Origin of the sequence: Lysobacter sp. TAB13 (assembly GCF_052113885.1) — a bacterium.
Lineage (GTDB): Bacteria > Pseudomonadota > Gammaproteobacteria > Xanthomonadales > Xanthomonadaceae > Lysobacter > Lysobacter gummosus.
This window is the reverse complement of record NZ_JBFRDR010000009.1, coordinates 216,214-233,622: the sequence shown is the minus strand read 5'-3', so window position 1 is coordinate 233,622 and position 17,409 is coordinate 216,214. Positions and strand designations below refer to the sequence as shown.

Genomic DNA, 17,409 nt, shown 5'->3' with positions numbered 1-17,409 from the left:
AGGAAACGGACGCCGCGCCGCCTAGGCGATGCGCGCGGCGTCGGGCTCGAACGAGATGCCGCCCAGCGGCCGCGCGGCCGCGCGCATCGGCACAGGCGCGGCGAGCGGTGCGGCCGGTACGGACGTCGGCGCGGTCGTCGCGTGCGCCGCGATCGCCGGCGCGCGCTCCAGCCAGAACCGGCGCCGCTGGAATACCGGCGGCGGCAACGGCTGCCGCTGCGGCGAATGCGGCGGCGCCGCGGCAAGGATGGCGTGGGCGTTGGTGCCGCCGAAGCCGAACGAACTAATGCCCGCGCGCAGCGGTCCGGTCCACGCTTCGGTGCGCAGACAGAGCCGGAACGGCGAAGCGGCGAAGTCGAAGCGCGGGTTGGGCCGTTCGCAATGCAGCGTCGGCGGCAGTTCGCGCCGGCCCAGCGCCAGCACCACCTTGAGCAGGCTGGCGATGCCGGCCGCGCTGAGCAGATGACCCAGATTGCTTTTCACGCTGCCGACCGGGCACTGGCCCGGCGCCGCGCCGTCGGCGGCGAACAGTTCGGTCAGCGCGCGCAGTTCCACCGGATCGCCCAAGGCGGTGCCGGTGCCGTGCGCTTCGACATAACCGATCGAGCGCGCGTCCAGTCCGGCGCGCCGCAGCGCCTCGCGCACCACACGCTGCTGCGCGGCCGGATTGGGCGTGGTCACGCCCATGGTGCGGCCGTCGTTGTTGAGCGCGGTGGCTTCGATGACGGCGTAGATATGATCGCCGTCGGCCAGCGCGCGCTGCAGCGGCTTGAGCAACACCGCGCCGGCGCCCTCGCCCGGCACGAAGCCGTTGGCGGCTTCGTCGAACACCGCGCAACGCCCCTGCGGCGACAGCACCCGCGCCTCGGACAGGCGCTGGTACACGACTTCGTCGAGCAGGATTTCCACGCCGCCGGCCATGGCCAGTTCGCACTCGCCCGAGTGCAGGCTGGCGATGGCCTGATGCAGGGCCGACAGCGACGACGAACAGGCGCTGTCGATCACCATCGACGGCCCGCGCAGATCGTAGAAATGCGACAGATGCGCGGCGATGAAGTTCTGCCCGACGCCGAGCAGGGCGCGCCGGCCCGGCGCGACCAGACGCTCGGCGTACTGGCTGGTGCGCGCGCCGACGAACACGCCGATCGCGCGGCCGGCCAGTTCCTCGCGCGCGTAGCCGGCGTGGTGGAAACACGCGGCGCCGACTTCCAGGCATTGACGGATCAGCGGATCGACTTCGGCCGCATCGCTGGCGGGAATGTCGAAATAGTCCGGATCGAAGTCTTCGATGTCGTCGATGAAACCGCCGCGCTTGCTGATCGACTTGCCGGCGGTTTCCGTCGCCGCGTAGTGGCGTTCGATCGACCAGCGCGAGGCCGGGATTTCACGCGTGCCTTCGCGGCCTTCGCGCAGCAGGCGCCAGTACGCGTCCAGGTCCGGCGCGCCCGGCAGGCGGCCGGCCATGCCGATCACGGCGATGGGTGCGTAGGGCGGCGCGTCGGCGCCAGCGGGGAGCGCCGGTGCGGACACGTGCTCGGTGCGGTGCGGTGATTCGATGGGTGCAGCGACGACGGCGTCGGCAACGCTCGCGGCCGGCGCGTCCGCAACCGGCGCCGTTGCCTCCAGCGCGGCCAGCACCGCGTCGCGGCGCGTGCGCAGCAAGGCCTGCGCCAACGCGTCAAGCGAGGAATGATCGAGCGCGAGCGAGGGGTCCAGCGCCGTGCCCAGCCACCGTTCCAGGCCGACGTTGAACTCGACCACCAGGATCGAGTCGATGCCCAGATCGCGGAACTGCGCGTCGGCGTCGATCCGCGCCTCGGGCAGCTTCAGAGCGCGCGCGAGCAACGGCCGCAACGTCGCGACCGTCCGCGCGTGCAACGCCGCCGGATCGCCCGAGCGCGCGGCCGCAGGAGCCGGCTCCTGCGCCGGCTCCCGCGGCGACACTGCCGCCATAACCGTGTGCGGCGCGGCCTCCCATTCCATCAATGCCTGCACGTCGAACGCGTCCGGCGTGACCGCCAGCGGCAATACCGCGCCGGCCGCGACGCCGAGCGCGCGGTCGAGCAAATCCAGGCCGGTGGCCACGTCGTGAGTGGCCAGGCCCAAGCCGTCGTAAACGCGGCCGGTGGCCGGGCCCATGCCGGTGCCGGTCCAGTTGCCCCAGGCCAGCGCCCAGCACGGCTGTCCGGCGGCGCGGCGTTGCTCGGCCCAGGTCGCCAGCGCGGCGTTGGCCGCGGCGTAATCCAGCAGGCCGGCGGCCAGGCGCGGCACCAGGCCCGACACCGAAGAGAACGCCACGACGAAGTCCAGGCGATCGCGGTTCAACAATTCGTCGGCCAACGCCAATCCGGCCAACTTGGGCGCGATCACGTCCTGGATCGACTCGGCGGTCTTGTTCGCGAACACCGGCTGGCGCAGGTCTACCGCGCCGGCGCAATGCACGTAACCGCGGATCGGGCCCCAGTCGCGGCGCACGCGCTCCAGCACCGGCGCCAGCGCGTCGCGGTCGTCCAATGCGGCCGCGTGCACTTCCAGCGCCACGCCCGCTTCGGCCAGCGCCTGCAACGGCGCGATGCGCTCGCGCAACGCTTGCGGCGTCGCCGGATCGGCCAACAGCGCCGGCCACTGCGACTGCGACGGCAGCGGCCGGCGACCCAGCAGGACCAGCCGGCGGGCGCCGCGCGCGACCAGCGCGCGCGCCGCTTCCAGACCCAGGCCGCGCACGCCGCCGCTGACGACATAGACGCCGTCGGCCACTACCGGCAGCGCGCCGGCCGCCGGCATCGCCACCGTTTCCAGCGCCGCGCGGTAGCGGGCGCCGGCGCGCAACACGATCTGCCCCGATTCGCCGCCGGCGCGCAGATCGGCCAGTTCGTCCAGCAAGGCTTGCGCCAGATCCGCCGCGGTTTCGTGCGAATCCAGATCGACGCTGCGCGCGCGCAGTGCGCGGTGCTCGGCGTGCAGGCGCGCGACCAGCGCCGCGATCAGTGCGGCCTCGCCGTCGAACGCGCCGGCGCGGCCGATCGCCACTTGCCGGTCGCTGGCGTGCAGCACGCTCATCGCGCGCTGGCGGCCGGCCTCGGCCAGCCGTTGCAGCAGCGCGATGCGGGCCAGGGCCGGCGCGCCGCCGCCCAGGTCGCTGAGGTCGATCAAGCCGTCGAACGACTCATCGGTCAGCAAGGTCTCGGCCAGCGCGCGGCCGTCCGCGGCCGTGGCCGGCGCCGGCACGCGCCGCACCGCGCCCAGGCGCTCGCACAACAATCGCGTGGCGTCGCTGTCGCGCGGCCCGGTCAACACCACCAGTCCGCGCGCCGCGACGGCGGCGGCGCGCGATGCCGGCGCGGCGATCCATTTGCGCGCCAGCATCCGCGTCGTTCCCGCGGCGCGCGAATGCGTGGTCGCGAGCAGCGGATGCACCGCCGTCGCCGCTTCCGCGTCCGGCCAATGCCGGTCCGCTTCGAAGGGATAGGTCGGCAGCGGCACGATCCGCGCATCGCCGCCCGCATGCAGCCGGCGGCCGTCGATCGCCAGACCGTCGAGAAAGGCTTCGCCGATCGCGTCCAGGCGCGCGCGGCGTTCGCCGTCGTCGTGCGCCGTCGGCACTTCGGCGATCAGGCGATCGACGAACAGGCGCAGCAGCGCGCCGCTCTCGCGCGCGGGTGCGCGGGCGGCAGCGGACGGCGCCGACCAGGCGTCCAGACGCTGCGCCAGTTCGGCCAGATCGGCGGCCACGAACGCGGCGCGCACCCGCTCGTGCTGACGCACGGCCAGGCTGTAGGCGACATCGGCCGGGGCCTGCGCCGATGCGCCGTCGCCGCGCAGCCATGCGCGCAAATCGGCGACCCGGCGCGCCAGCGCATCAGCGGTCGCGCCCGACAGCAGGAACAATGCCGCTTCCCGGCGCGGCGCGCGCGCCGGCGCGTCCGGCGCCTGTTCGATCACCGCATGGGCGTTGGTGCCGCTGAAACCGAACGAACTGATCGCCGCGCGGCGCGGCCCGCGATCCTGCGGCCACGGCTCCAATTGAGTAACCACCCGGAACGGCGTGCGGGCGAAACCGATGTGAGTGTTCTCGCGCTGGAAATGCAGCGACGGCGGCAGCTGCCGCGCGCGCATCGCCAGCAGCACCTTGATCAGGCTGGCCACGCCGGCAGCGGTGGCGGCGTGGCCGATGTTGGTCTTGACCGAGCCCAGCGCGCAGCTCGCCGGCGGCAAGGCGCCGTCGGCCTCGAACGCCGCGCACAGGCCTTCGACCTCGATCGGATCGCCCAGGCGCGTGCCGGTGCCGTGGGCTTCGACATAGGAAATGCTGCGCGGCTCGATGCCGCCGCGACGCTGCACTTCGCCGATCAACCGCGTCTGCGAGCGGGCGCTGGGCGCGGTGATTCCGTTGGTGCGGCCGTCCTGATTGACGCCGCTGGCCTTGATCACGCCGTAGACGTGGTCGCCATCGGCCAGCGCCGCCGCCAGCGGTTTGAGCAGCACCATGCCCGCGCCTTCGCCGGGAACGAAACCTTCCGCGCCATCGTCGAACGCGCGGCAGCGTCCGCCCGGCGCCAGCATGCCGGCCTTGCTCGCCATGACGTGGAACTGCGGCCCGCTCATCACGAATACGCCGCCGGCCAAGGCCAGATCCGCCTCGCCGCTGCGCAGGTGCTGGCAGGCTTGATGGATCGCCACCAACGAGGCCGAGCAGGCCGTGTCCACACTTAGCGCCGGGCCGGTGGCGTCGAGCTGATAGGCCACGCGGCCGGCCAGCATCGCAACGTCGGTGCCGGTGAAGCTGGCCGCGTCGATATCGCAGCCGCGGCGATAGAGTTCCAGCAGGTAGTCGCCGGCGCGCGCGCCGACGAACACGCCCAGGCGCGCGCCCTCGCGGCGCACTCCGGCGTAGCCGCCGTCTTCCAGCGCGCGCCAGCTTTCTTCCAGCAGCAGGCGCTGTTGCGGGTCCATGCGTTCGGCTTCGCGCGGGGCGATGCGGAAGAAGCTCGCGTCGAAGCGATCGACGCCGTCCAGGAAACCGCCGTAACGGCAGTAGGTGGTGTTGGGGCGGCGTGGATCGGCGTCGAACACCGCGTCCAGGTCCCATCGCTCGCGCGGCACTTCGGTGATCGAATCCACGCCGGCGGCGAGGTTGGCCCAGAACGCGTCGGGCGTGCGCGCGCCGGGGAAGCGTCCGGCCATGCCGATCACTGCGATGTCGCCGGTCGTCGGTGCGGTGTGCGCGTGCGGATGCGCGTTAGTTGACGTAGGTGCGATCTGCGGCGGCGGCGATATCGGCGGCGACGGCGCGCTGGGTTGCTGCGATGCGACTGGCGATATCGGCACGGCAATCGCCGCCGGCGCTTCCTGCGGCACGACCCGCGCCACCACCGCCGCATCGCGGCACAGCGACTCGGCCAGCGCCTGGATCGTGGGGTAGTCGTAGACCACGGTCGGCTCCAGGCGCGTGCCCAGAGCGGCGTTGAGTTTGGCCACCAGTTCCACGCCCAGGACCGAGTCCACGCCCAGATCGGTGAAGTTGTCGGCCGGATCGAGTTCGCGCGCCTCGACCTCCAGCACGGCGGCGGTGATCTGAGTGAGCAGGCTGCGCAAACGGTCGGCGGTCATGATCGGGGCGGTCTTGGAAGAGGGGGAAGAAGGCGCCGGTGAACGGCGCAGGCGATGCAGGCGTATCGCGCCGTGGTCGGACACGGCGCGCTCGGGCAGCGGCGCCAGACCGGCGGCGGCCAGCCATGCCGGCTCATCGCGTGCCGCGTCGGCGCGCTCGGCCAGCAGCAGTTCGCCGTCGTCGGCAAGCCAGGCGGCGGCCGCTAGCAGGCGCTGCGCGTCGGCGCGGTCATGGCGCACGACGTCGATCACAACCAGATCGAAGCCGTCGCCGCGCGCGGCGGGGATCGCATCCGGATCGAGCACGACGCTGCGCAGATACGGGCGGTCGGCGAAACGGTTGGCGAGGAACGCGACGCGCTCGGGCGATGCGTCGGCGCAGACGTACTCCACGCGCGGGCCGGCGGCGTCCAGCGCCGGCAGCGCGCGTTCGACGCCTTCGCCATGGCCGGCGCCGAGTTCGAGCACGCGCACGCTGCGATCCGGCCGCGCGCGCAGCGCATCGTCGATGGCGTCGCACAACAGCCGACGGTGATCTGCATCGCGGCGCACGCAGGCTGCCAGCGCGACGAACGCGGCCGCATCGCCCTCGCCCGCGTCCTCATCGGCCGGCGCGTTCCACGCCATCGACGCCCGACGCGTTTCGCTCAAACGCGCCACGACCACGCGCGGCCGCCCACTGGCCAGCGCGGCGGCGAAGCCGGCTTCGGCCTCGGCGATCCGGATCGGCGGAATGCCTTGTTCGCTCAGCAACTGCGCGTGATGCGGATCGGCGACGGCGCCGACTTCGCCCCAATAGCCCCAGCCGATGCTCAGCGCGCGCCGGCCTTCGCTGTGCAGGCGTTCGGCCAACGCGTCCTGGTAGGCGCAGGCGGCGACATAGTTGGCCTGCCCCGCATTGCCTTGCAGGGTGAGCACCGAAGAGAACAGGGCCAGCACGTCCAGGCCATCGCCGGCGGTCAGCTCGGCGAGCAGCCGCGAGCCTTCGGCCTTGGCCGCGTAGACGTGTTCGAAATGGCCGCTGTCGAGATGGCGGATCGAACGGTCGGCCATCGCCACCGCCGAGTGCAGCGCGCCGTGCAGCGCGCCGAAGCGCGCGCGGGCGCGGGCCAACGCGCCGGCGAGCGCATCGCGATCGCACACGTCGGCGCTCAGGTATTCGGCCTGGCCGCCCAGCAAGGTCAGTTCGGCCGTGAGCGCGGCGCTGTCGGCGTCCGCTGCGCGCCGTCCGATCAGGGCGATGCGGGCGTGGTAGCGCCGCGCCAGCCACCGCGCCAGCGCCCGGCCCAGGCCGCCCAGACCGCCGATCACGACGTAAGTACCGCCCTCGCGCAACGGCGGCGCGCCGGTGGGCGGCGGCAACGGCGCCAGCGCGCGCGTGTGGCGTTGCGCGCCGCGATAGGCCAATTCGTGCAGCGGCGCCGGGCCGCGTTCCCGCAGCAAGGCGCGCCACTGCGCCGGCGACGGCGCTGCCGGTAGATCCACCGCCCGCAACTGCAATCCTTCGATTTCGCGCGCCGCCGATTTCGCCACGCCGATTGCGGCGGCGAGCGCCGGCACGCCGGGCGTTTCGCCGGGCTCGACCGATTGCGCCGCGAAGGTCGCGATCGTCAGTTCCAACGCCGGCACCGGCCGGCGCCGCGCCAACGCGCGGCACAGATGCAGCACCGCGGTTTCCGGTGCGCAGGCATCGCCGGCGAAGCCGAACAAGGCCACCACGCGGTGCGGCCAGAGCGCGCCGGCCAGATCGCGCTCGGCATCGTGGACGCTGCGCCATGCGCTCGGATCAACGCGGCGCGCGGCCGGAGCGATGGCGGCCAATGCGTCGGCCGCGGCGCCGGCGGCGGCGACGATCCACAGCGAGGCCTTATCCATGCTATCGGCGGCGATATCGTCCGGCGCTTCCGGCAGCGGCGCCGGATACCAGACCGGGCAATGCAGCAAGCCCGGGTCTGCTTGCGCAACCGTAGCCGCTGCGTCCGCCGCTGCATCCGCTGCCGCGTTTGTTGTTGTGTTTGCTATCGCCGCGTCGGCCGGCCGCGCGCGCGGCGCGGACCACGGCCGCAAATCCACGCCGTCCAGCGCCAGCAGCACCCGCCCGCGCGCGTCGCACACGCAGGCGCGGCCGCGCACGCCCCAACGGCCGACGATGAGCGTGTCGAACGCCACCGCGACCCGGTCGGCCGCCTGCAGCGCATCGGGTTCGCGGCGCAAGTGCTCGATCGCGAAGGGGACCAACAGCGCCGTCCCTGGCACCGGGTCCCCCTGTTCCGCGCGGCCCCAGGCGGCCGCGAGCAATGCCTGGAAGCCGGCCTCGATCAGGCCGGCCAGCGATCCGCGCGCGTTCGCGGTCAGCGCGAACTCGACGCCGGCCGCGCCGCGGCGGCTGGCGCCGAGCGTGCGCAGGCGCGCACCGTAGCCGTAGCCACGCGCGCCGAATTCGGCGTAAACCGCTTCGTCCGCATGCGCCGCCAGCGGCGCGCCGATCCAGTCGATCGGCGCGGGCGCCTCGCTGCGGCCGCATCCGCTCGCGCGCAGGGCCGCCGCCGCGGCGTGCAGGACGCGCACGCGTTCGCCGTCGCGTTCGACCGCCAATGCCGGCGCCGGGCCGTGTTCGTCGTCCAGGCCGACCGGGCGCAGCAACACCACCGCGCCGAGGTCTTCGTCCATCGCCGTCCATGCTGATTCGATCAGGCAGGCGCCGGGCAACAGCGGGCGGCCGTCGATGCGGTGTTCGCGCATCGTTTCCAGCAGTGTCCATGGCGCGGCCGTGACGGCGGCGGCTTCGTCCGTTCGCACTGGCGCGTCGTTTTCGGAAGCGTGTGGCAACTCGGCGTTATCAGCCGCGGAAGCCGGCGTGGCGACCCAGGCCTTCGCGCCGGCGAACCGATACGTCGGCGCGTCGGTCGGAACGAAACTGCCCGGCGGGTACAACCCGGCCGGCTCCACCGGCGCACCGGCGCGCCACAGTTCGCCGACGAAACTGCGCCATGCGCGTTCGTCGCCCGTGTTCAAGACGATGCCCGGCTCGGCCGGCGAACCGTCGCCGCCGAGGTACACCGTGCGATAGGTCTCGGGACACCGCACCGGCGGCGCGGCTTCGAGCCGGGCCAGCCACGACTGCGGATCGCCCACCTCGTCCAGCGCGGCGTTGCAGGCGCGCAGCGCGCGGTAGTCGCGGCGCGCATCGATGCGCGCCAGCCCGTGTTCGAAGCGTTCGCCCGCATCCAGCGCCGGTGCGGTCAACAGCGCGACCGCGTCGCTGCGCTCCAGCGCGCCATCGACGATCAGGTCGACCAGTTCGTCGTAATCGGCATCCAGACGCGGCGCGCGGCCCAGCGCCCAGCGTTCGTCCACCTCGCGCAGGGCCACCGTCAGCGCCAGCACCGCGACCGGCGGCGGATCGGCGGCGAATATCGCCTCCAGCGCGATCCCGGCCTCACGCAGCGGCGTCTCCCACTCGCGCAGGTATTTGGAGAATGTCGGCTGACGCTGCCACAGCGCTTGCCCGCGCGCCTGCATCGCCGAAGCGAACGCGCGCCCGCCCGCCGTGCCGGCCTCGCGCAGCGCCATCAAGTAGTTCGCGCGCGCGCGCCACGGCCGCAACAGGCCGCCGCCGACCGGATCGAGCACGGCGATGCGCGGACGCCGCAACGGCGCCGTCGTATCCGCATCGATGTCGAGCACCCCCGCCGCGTCCAATGCCGCGCGCCAGCCGCCGCCGTGGAAACCGATCAGGTCCGGCGCGAAGCCCAGCGCGGACAAACGCCGATACGCGGCCAGCGCCCAGCTCGTGTCCGCGCCGGCGAAGCACAGCCGCCACGGCGACGCAGCCGCTTCTGCAGTAGCTTCCGGCGCGCGCGCCAAGGCCGCGGCCAATTCGACGCGACTGTGCGCCACCACCGCGAGGCGGTGCGTCAATCCCGGCCGCTGCGCGGCGACGCCGCACAGATCGCGCAGTTCCGCCGCATCCGCGGCCGGCGATTGCAGCCACTGACGCCACACATCGGCCTGCCGCGCCAAGGCTTCGGACGAATGACCGGACAGGCAGAACAGTTCGGGCGCGCCGTCGGGTGCGGCCGGCCGGTCGATCACCGGCGCCTCTTCGATCACTAGATGCGCATTGGTGCCGCCGAACCCGAACGAGCTCAGCCCGGCGCGGCGCGGTTCGCCCGGCGGTCGCGGCCAGGGCATCGCCGCGCGCGCCAGACGAAAGCGCGAGGCTTCCAGTTCCAGCAAGGGATTGGGTTGTTCGACATGCAGCGTCGGCGCGATCGTGCCATGGCGGCCGGCGTTCGCGGCCGCCCCCGCCGCCGCGAACGCCTGCTCCAACGCTGCGACTTCGATCGGATCGCCCAACGAGGTGCCGGTGCCGTGCGCTTCGACGTACTGCACGCCGGTCAGATCCACGCCGCCATCGGCCGCCGCCGCCTCGATCAGGCGGCGCTGCGAAACCACGCTCGGCGCGGTGATCGAGCGCCCGCCGCCGACGTGATTGGTCGCCGAGCCGCGCACCACCGCATGGATGCGGTGATGGCCGGCGCGCGCGCGATCCAACCCGGTCAGCAACACCGCGCCGATGCCGTCGCCGGGCACGTAGCCGTCGGCGCCGGCATCGAAGGTGCGGCAGCGCCCGCGCGGGCTGAGCATGCCGGCTTGCGAAAACGAACGGTATTTCCACGGATGCAGGTTGAGATTGGCCGCGCCGACCAGGGCGTAGTCGCAATCGCCCGCCGCCAGCGCGCGCCGCGCCAGATGCAAGGCCACCAGCGACGAGGCACAGGCGGCGTTGACCGACAGGCTCGGCCCGGACAGGCCCAGGCAGTGGCTCAGACGGTTGGCGAGGATGCACTCGTAGTTGCCCAGCGCCGAGAACGCATCGGGCTCGATATCGGCCTGGATCAGGCGTTGCTGGTAGTCGCCGGCCATCACCCCGACGAACACGCCGGTGCGCGCTTCGCGCAGGCGCTGCGGCGCGATCGCCGCATCTTCCAGGCAATGCCAGCTTTCCTCCAGCAACAGGCGTTGCTGCGGGTCCATGCTGCGCGCTTCGCGTGCGGAGATCTGGAAGAAACGCGCGTCGAAGCGGTCGACGTCATCGATCACACCGCACCAGCGGCTGCGCGTGGCCCCGGCGGCGCCGTACTCGGGGCGATAGTGCGTCTGCGGCCAACGCTCGTCCGGCACTTCGACGACCGAATCGACGCCGCCGATCAGATTGGCCCAGAACTGCGCCGGATCGCGCGCGCCCGGAAACCGGCAGGCGATGCCGATGATGGCGGTGGGCTCGGACGGGCGCATGCGGCCGGCGGCGCTCAGTGCAGCGCCTGCGGCGCGGCCGGACGCGCCAGCCAGCCGTCCAGAAAGCGGGCCGTGTCGCCCAGCAAGCGCAACGCGATCTGATCGACGTGGCGATGCCGCCAATCGGCCAGTTCGGTGCCCGCCACCCAGGTGTTGAACGCGCCCAGCGCCGGGCCGCAGTGGATCTGATAATCGCTGCGCCGCTGCGGATCGCCGGCCATCGCCAGGCGGTTGCTGTGGACGAAATACCAGCGGAACACCAAGGCCATGCGCTTCTTCGGCGAGGTCTCGGCCAGCGCCAGCACGGCCGGGTCGGCGTGCTCGTAGTGACGGCGCGTCTCGTCCCACACCGCGTCGAAGCCGCGGCCGAAATATTTTTCCTCGATCTGCCGCCGCACCGCCGGCGGCAAGGCCTCCAGCGAATCGTGGTGCTGGTACAGCCCGTACAACCGGTTCGCCCGCGCCGGGAACAGCGTGCCCTTGCGCACCACCTGCACCCGCGCGCCCAGTTCGAACATGTCGCCGGCCGGCGCGTAGGTCACGTCCTGCACATCCAGGGTCGCCAGCAAGTCCTTGACCGCTTCGCTGGTGCCCGCTTCCACCGTGCACTGGTTGATCGAGCCGGTGACGACGAAGTCCGCGCCCAGCACGAACGCCGACGCCGCGGCCTCCGGCGTGCCGATGCCGCCGGCGGCGCCGACGCCGATGGGCTGGGCATAGCCGAAGCGCGCGGCGTATTCGTCGCGCAAACGCAGCATGCGCGGCAGCAACACCGCGGCGACGCCGCCGTCGGTGTGGCCGCCGGAATCGGCTTCGACGCATAGCTCGTCGGCCATCGGCACGCGCGCCGCGGCCTGCGCCTGCTCGGCGCTGATCGCGCCGGTGCGCAGCAAGTCGGCGATCAGCTCCGGCGACGGCGGCGACAGGAACGCGCGCGCCACCTCGGGCCGGGAAACCTTGGCGATCACCCGGCGTTCGAAATCGATGCCGCCGTCGGCGCGCACGCGCAGGCCGCCGATGCGGTAGCGCGCCAGCGCGCGCGTCACCTGGGTGTAGGCCGCCGCCTCGACGATGCGCACGCCGTGGCGCAGGAACAGATCGACGGTGTCCTCTTCGACCTGCGGGCGTTCGACGCTGGCCAGCAAGTTGGCGCCCCAGGCTTCGCCGGGCTGCAGCGCCGTGCGGATCGCGCTGAGTTCCTCATCCAGCCGCGCGGTGGTCAGGCCGCCGGTGCCGAGAAAGCCCAGCATGCCGGCCTTGGCCATGCGGATCACCACCTGGCTGGAGGCGATGCCCTTGTACATCGCTCCGGCGACGTAGGCGTAGCGCAGTCCGTAACGGCGGCGGAAGACCTCGCTGCCCAGATCGTGCGGACCGGATGCGGCCGTCGATGTCGGCGACGGTGCCTGGATCGTCGCCGCGACCGGAGCCGATACCGGCTCCGGCGCGGGCGGCGCGGTATAGAAACGCGACGCGGCGGTGTCCAGGCGTGCTTCCTTACTCACCTGCGACACCGGCCGCGCCGCGCGAACTTGTTCGATCAGACGGGTCAGCGTCGGCGTGGGCCCCAACTCTTCGAAACGCTCCACTCCGGCGTCGAGCAGATAGGCGACCGAATCGGTCCAGCGCACCGATGCGGTGATCTGCGCGCCCAGCAATTCGGCTTCGCGTCCGCGCGCGTAGGGCCGCGCCTCGACGTTGGACACCACCGGAAACGCCAGCGGCGCGAACGCCGCCGTCGCCAACGAACGCGCGTACTGCGCCGCCGCCTCGCGCATGTGGCGCGAATGGAAGGCGCCGCTCACTCGCAGCTCGACCACGCGCGCGCCGCGCTCGCTCAGCTGTGCCGACACCCGCGGCAATACCTCGGCGGCGCCGGCGATCACTTGCTGTTCCGGCGCGTTGTAGTTGGCGATGTCGATCTCGCCGGCGCCGATGTCGGCCAGCGTTTCGCGCAGCCGCTGCTCGCTCCAGCCGATCACCGCGGCCATGCGTCCGCCGCTGGCGGCGGCCATCAGCCGGCCGCGCTCGGCCACCAGGCGCAACCCGGTCTGGAAATCGAAGGCGCCGGCGGCGTGCAGCGCGTTGTACTCGCCCAGGCTGTGGCCGGCGGCGAAGGCAGGCGCGCGGCCGTGCGCCTGCGTCCATTCGCGATAAGCCAGCGCATTGACCACGTACAGCGCCGGCTGGGTGTACTGGGTGCGGTCGAGCCGGTCGCTGTCGATCGCCTCGGCCAGCGAATACCCCAACACCTCATCGGCGTCGCGCAAGGCCCGCGGATGACGGGCGAACAATTCGCGGCCCATGCCCTTGCGTTGCGCCCCTTGCCCGGGGAAGACCACGGCGAGTTCGTCCTGAAACGCGTGCATTAGACCTGTCCGGCGAAGAGCGTGCGAAACGGCGGCGGCGCCCGCGGCGAGGAGCCGAAGGAACGCGCAGCCGGGGCCACGCGCTGGTTTCGCCGTGGGGTTTACTGACAGTTCGCAGTACGGGGACGAAACCCGTCATGCCGTCGTCGCTATCGTTCGCGGGCGGTTCGCGCCAGTCGGCGCCGTGGTGGCGGTGCGCGAGGAGTGCGGGCATGACTAATGGGCCAAGCATTCGGCGCATTCGCGCGTTCGAGCTGAATCGCATGAACGAGCGCACTTTCAAAACGCGAACGAAGACACCTTTTTTTCCGATAAATGTCGGAGATTCGCCAACTGGTCGGCATCGATAGCGCGTTGTATTCTGCGATTTCGGAATTTCTCTCCCCCTAAGGACATCATGGAGTCGCCCTATACCCAGGACACGGGAGATGTGACGCGTTTGCTCGCCGCCTGGCGCGCGGGCGATAACGCGGCTCCGGATGCGTTGTTGAATCTGGTGTACCAGCAACTGCGCAATATCGCCGCCGGCCGGCTGTCGCGCCTGAGCGTGCCGGTGCTGGACCCCACCGAACTGGTCAACGAGGCCATGCTGCGCCTGCTCGGCGGCGGCAGCCTGGACGCGCAGAACCGCCAACATTTCTTCAGCATCGCCGCCACCGCGATCCGCTACGTGCTGGTGGACACCATCCGCCGCCAGCAAGCCGACAAGCGCGGCAACGGCGCGGTGGACATCACCCTGTCGGGTTCCGAACACATATCGGCCGCCGGCGACCGCTGGCTGGACGTCGAAGACGCCCTGCGCGCGCTCGATCAGCAAGACCCGCGCAAATGCCGGATCGTCGAACTCACCTTCCTGGTCGGGCTGAACCAGCAAGAGACCGCGGAAGTCCTCGGCGTTTCGCTGACCACGGTGGAGCGCGATCTGCGCTTCGCCAAAGCCTGGCTGCGCGAACATCTCTCATGACCCCGGCGCAGTTCAGCCGGGTCGAAGGACTGTTCCACCAGGCGCTGGAACGGCCCGCAGCCGAACGCGCGCGGTTCCTGCGCGAGCGCGAAAGCGATAGCGATCTGATCGCCGCGGTCGAGCGCTTGCTGGCCTGCGATCAGGACGACGGCCAGGGCCCGGTAGCCGAACGCCTGACCCAGGTCGCGCGCGATCTGCCGCTGCGCACCGTCGGCCCGTACCGGCTGCTGCGCGAGCTGGGCAGCGGCGGAATGGGCACGGTGTTCCTGGCCGAGCGCGATGTCGCCGGGCGCGTGCAGCAGGTAGCGGTGAAGCTGCTGCACGGCGTCGCCTCGGCGACCAGCAAGCGCCGCATGGACCGCGAGCGCGCCATGCTGGCCGGACTGAACCATCCCAACATCGCCCGCCACATCGACGGCGGCGAGAGCGAGGAAGGCCAGCCCTACCTGGTAATGGACTATGTGGAAAGCCAGCCGCTTCCGGAGTATCTGGCCGCGGCCAAGCCGTCGCTGCAGCAGCGGCTGCGCCTGTACCTGAGCCTGTGCGACGCCGTGCAGCACGCGCACCAGCGCCTGGTCCTGCATCGCGACATCAAGCCGTCCAACGTGGTCGTGCGCGCCGACGGCTCGCCGGTGCTGCTGGACTTCGGCGTCGGCGCGCTGCTGGAAGAAGGCGAGAATCCCGCGCACCCGCCGACCCGCGCCTTCACCCCCGGCTACAGCGCGCCGGAGCAATACCGCGGGCAAGCCGAAACCACCGCCACCGACGTGTTCAGCCTGGGCGCGCTGTTGTTCGACCTGCTCACCGGACAACGGCTGTCGACCTTGTGCCGCGGCGCCGACACGGTGCCCGCGCCCAGCGCCATCGCCTGCGATCCGGCGCTGCGCCAGTTGTTGCGCGGCGATCTCGACCGCATCGTGCGCAAGGCCACCGCCGCCGATCCCGAACAGCGCTACCGCATCGTCGCGACGCTGATGGACGATGTTTCGCGCTATCTGCAGGGCCGGCCGATTTCCGCCGCGCCGGACCGGATCTGGTACCGGGCCGACAAGTTCATCCGCCGCAACCGCGTCGCCATCGCGGCCAGCGTGTTGCTGGTGGCCGCCGGCAGCCTGTCGGTGTGGCAACTCAACGCCGAACGCCAGCGCGCGCTGGCCGCCGAGCGAGTCGCCGCGAGCGAAGCGGCCAACGCCAAGGCCTCGCGCGACTTTCTCGCCTCGGTGCTGGCGGAAACCTCGCCCGAGGCCGTGCGCGGCCAGCCCATCGCCATCGCCACCTTGCTCGCCAAGGCCGCCGAACGTCTGCGCGAAGACCGCAGCCAGGACCCGCGCGCGCGCATGGTGGCCTGGCTGACCATCGCCGAGGTGTACGCCGACATCAACGACCCGCAGCCGGGGCTGGCCGCGATCGACGCGGCCGTCGCCCTGTTCGCGCAAACCCCGCGCCCGGACCCGGAACTGCGCGCGCGCGCCTGGCACGTGCGCGGCCTGCTGCTGTTGCAGCTCGAACGCGTCGCCCAGGCGCGCGCCGCGCTCGCGCGCGCCATCGAGTTGCGGCAAGGGCAAGCCGGCCTGCCGCTGGCGCGCCTGTACAGCGATTACGCCACCGCGGTGCTGCACGCCGCCGACTTCGCCGCCGCCGAGCGCTATCAACAGCGCGCGCTGGCGCAGTTGAACGCCTCCGGCCGCGACGACCCGGCCCTGCGCGTGGAAATCGAACTGGGGCTGGCGCGCAGTCTGTATTACCAGAACAACATCGACGCGGCCGCCCGCCATCTGAGCGTGGCCGAAGCCATCGACCGCGGACGGCCCCAGCGCGACGGCCTGCCGGCGTACCAGTTGCGCCGCATCGCGATGATGGTGCGCTACTCGCAGCACCGCTATCCCGAAGCGCTGGCCAACGCCGGGCAGGCGCTGCGTCTGGCCCATCGCGTCTACGGCGAGAACAGCCGCCTGACCGCCGACATGGAGCTGTACATGGCGCTGATGCTGGACGACACCGGCCGTTCGCGCGCGGCGATCGACCACTACCAGCGTTCGCAAGCCATCGCCCGCGCGCTGAAGCTGGACGACGCCGTCCTCGCCCGCGACGACGTGCGCATGGCGATGGCCTACGCCAACCTCGCCGATCACGACCACGCCATGGCCTTGACCAGCGCGGCCCTGGCGCGGATGCCGGCCACCTCGGCCTACGCGGAATGGCGGATCAAGGCCCACTACACCCGCGGCCTGTCGCTCAGCGCCGCCGGCCGCTACGCTCAGGCCGACGAAGATTTCGCCCGCGCTCTGGAAATTTCGCGCGCCGACAAGGGCGACGTGTTCGTCGGCCCGGCCTTCGTCCGCCTGCGCCAGGCGCAGGGCCTGATGCAGGCGCGGCGTTTCGACGAAGCCGCCGCCGCGCTGAAGGACGCCGAGCCGGTGACGCAGTACCGCGACCTCGATCCGAAATCGGTCATCGCCCTGCGCACGCTGCAGGCCCAGGCCGCGGCCGCGCGCGGCGACGCGGGCGCGGCCGCGCAGCACATCGGCGAGGCGCTGGAACTCGCGCATCGCCATTACCTCGCCGGCACGCCGCCGATCGCGATGGTCGAACTCGCCGCCGCGCGGATCGCGCTGGACCGGAACGATCCGGCCCACGCGCGCGAATTGCTGGACCGGGCCATCGCGCCGTTGCAGCGCGAACTGCACGCGCGCGCGCCGGCGCTGGCCGAAGCCTCGCGGCTGCGCCAGGACTTGCAACGCGCGACTTACGCCGGCGGCGCGGCCTCGCCGTCGCCGGGCACCGGCAAATGAACGCGGCCGCAACGCGCGCGCGGCATCGCGACGGCGATGACGGGTTCCGCCGTCGCATTGCGAACTCATTATCGACCAGGAACTGCCGCGGCCCGGGATCGCACCGACGCCGCGCAGCGAGCGGGCGCACGTCGGGGAGCGCCACGGCTCGGAATACCCCCCGCACCTTCCCGTCAGCAAGGAGTCGACATGCGTTTCATCGTTGGACTAGCCACCGTCCTGATCGCGACATTCGCGTTCAGCACACCCTCTCTCGCCCGTGAGCAGCAGCAGCCTTCCAAGGTATGCGGACCTCCGTTCACCGGACCTCCGTTCTGCATCCCGGATTACGCGCAAATGAACACCTCCACCGTCAGCGGCAGCAGCAGCAAGT

Annotated in this window: 4 protein-coding genes; 2 read left to right on the top strand and 2 right to left on the bottom strand. The window is 71.9% G+C overall.

Annotation, left to right across the window (positions count from 1 at the left end; genetic code table 11):
- Nucleotides 1-21: 21 nt before the first annotated feature.
- Nucleotides 22-10,911: an SDR family NAD(P)-dependent oxidoreductase gene (locus AB4Y92_RS13320; protein WP_441820089.1), complete on the bottom strand. Its 10,890-nt coding sequence runs from the start codon at nucleotides 10,909-10,911 to the stop codon at nucleotides 22-24.
- A gap of 14 nt (nucleotides 10,912-10,925) precedes the next feature.
- On the bottom strand, nucleotides 10,926-13,280 hold the full coding sequence (gene fabD, locus AB4Y92_RS13315; protein ID WP_441820088.1) for an ACP S-malonyltransferase: 2,355 nt from the start codon (nucleotides 13,278-13,280) through the stop codon (nucleotides 10,926-10,928).
- Nucleotides 13,281-13,677: 397 nt separating this feature from the next.
- On the opposite strand from fabD, the gene AB4Y92_RS13310 reads away from it, so the two are divergent.
- The gene (locus tag AB4Y92_RS13310; RefSeq protein ID WP_441820087.1) at nucleotides 13,678-14,244 is read left to right on the top strand and encodes an ECF-type sigma factor; all 567 of its coding nucleotides are present in this window, start codon (nucleotides 13,678-13,680) and stop codon (nucleotides 14,242-14,244) included.
- A complete protein-coding gene (locus AB4Y92_RS13305; protein WP_441820086.1) occupies nucleotides 14,241-17,036 on the top strand; it encodes a protein kinase domain-containing protein in 2,796 nt (931 codons plus the stop codon). Before AB4Y92_RS13310 ends, AB4Y92_RS13305 begins: the two co-directional genes overlap by 4 nt.
- Nucleotides 17,037-17,409 lie beyond the last annotated feature (373 nt).

Coding starts and splice junctions, on each gene's coding strand:
- AB4Y92_RS13305 (WP_441820086.1), top strand. CDS start 14,241: ATGACCCCGGCGCAGTTCAGCCGGGTCGAAGGACTGTTCCACCAGGCG.
- AB4Y92_RS13310 (WP_441820087.1), top strand. CDS start 13,678: ATGGAGTCGCCCTATACCCAGGACACGGGAGATGTGACGCGTTTGCTC.
- AB4Y92_RS13320 (WP_441820089.1), bottom strand. CDS start 10,911: ATGCGCCCGTCCGAGCCCACCGCCATCATCGGCATCGCCTGCCGGTTT.
- fabD (WP_441820088.1), bottom strand. CDS start 13,280: ATGCACGCGTTTCAGGACGAACTCGCCGTGGTCTTCCCCGGGCAAGGG.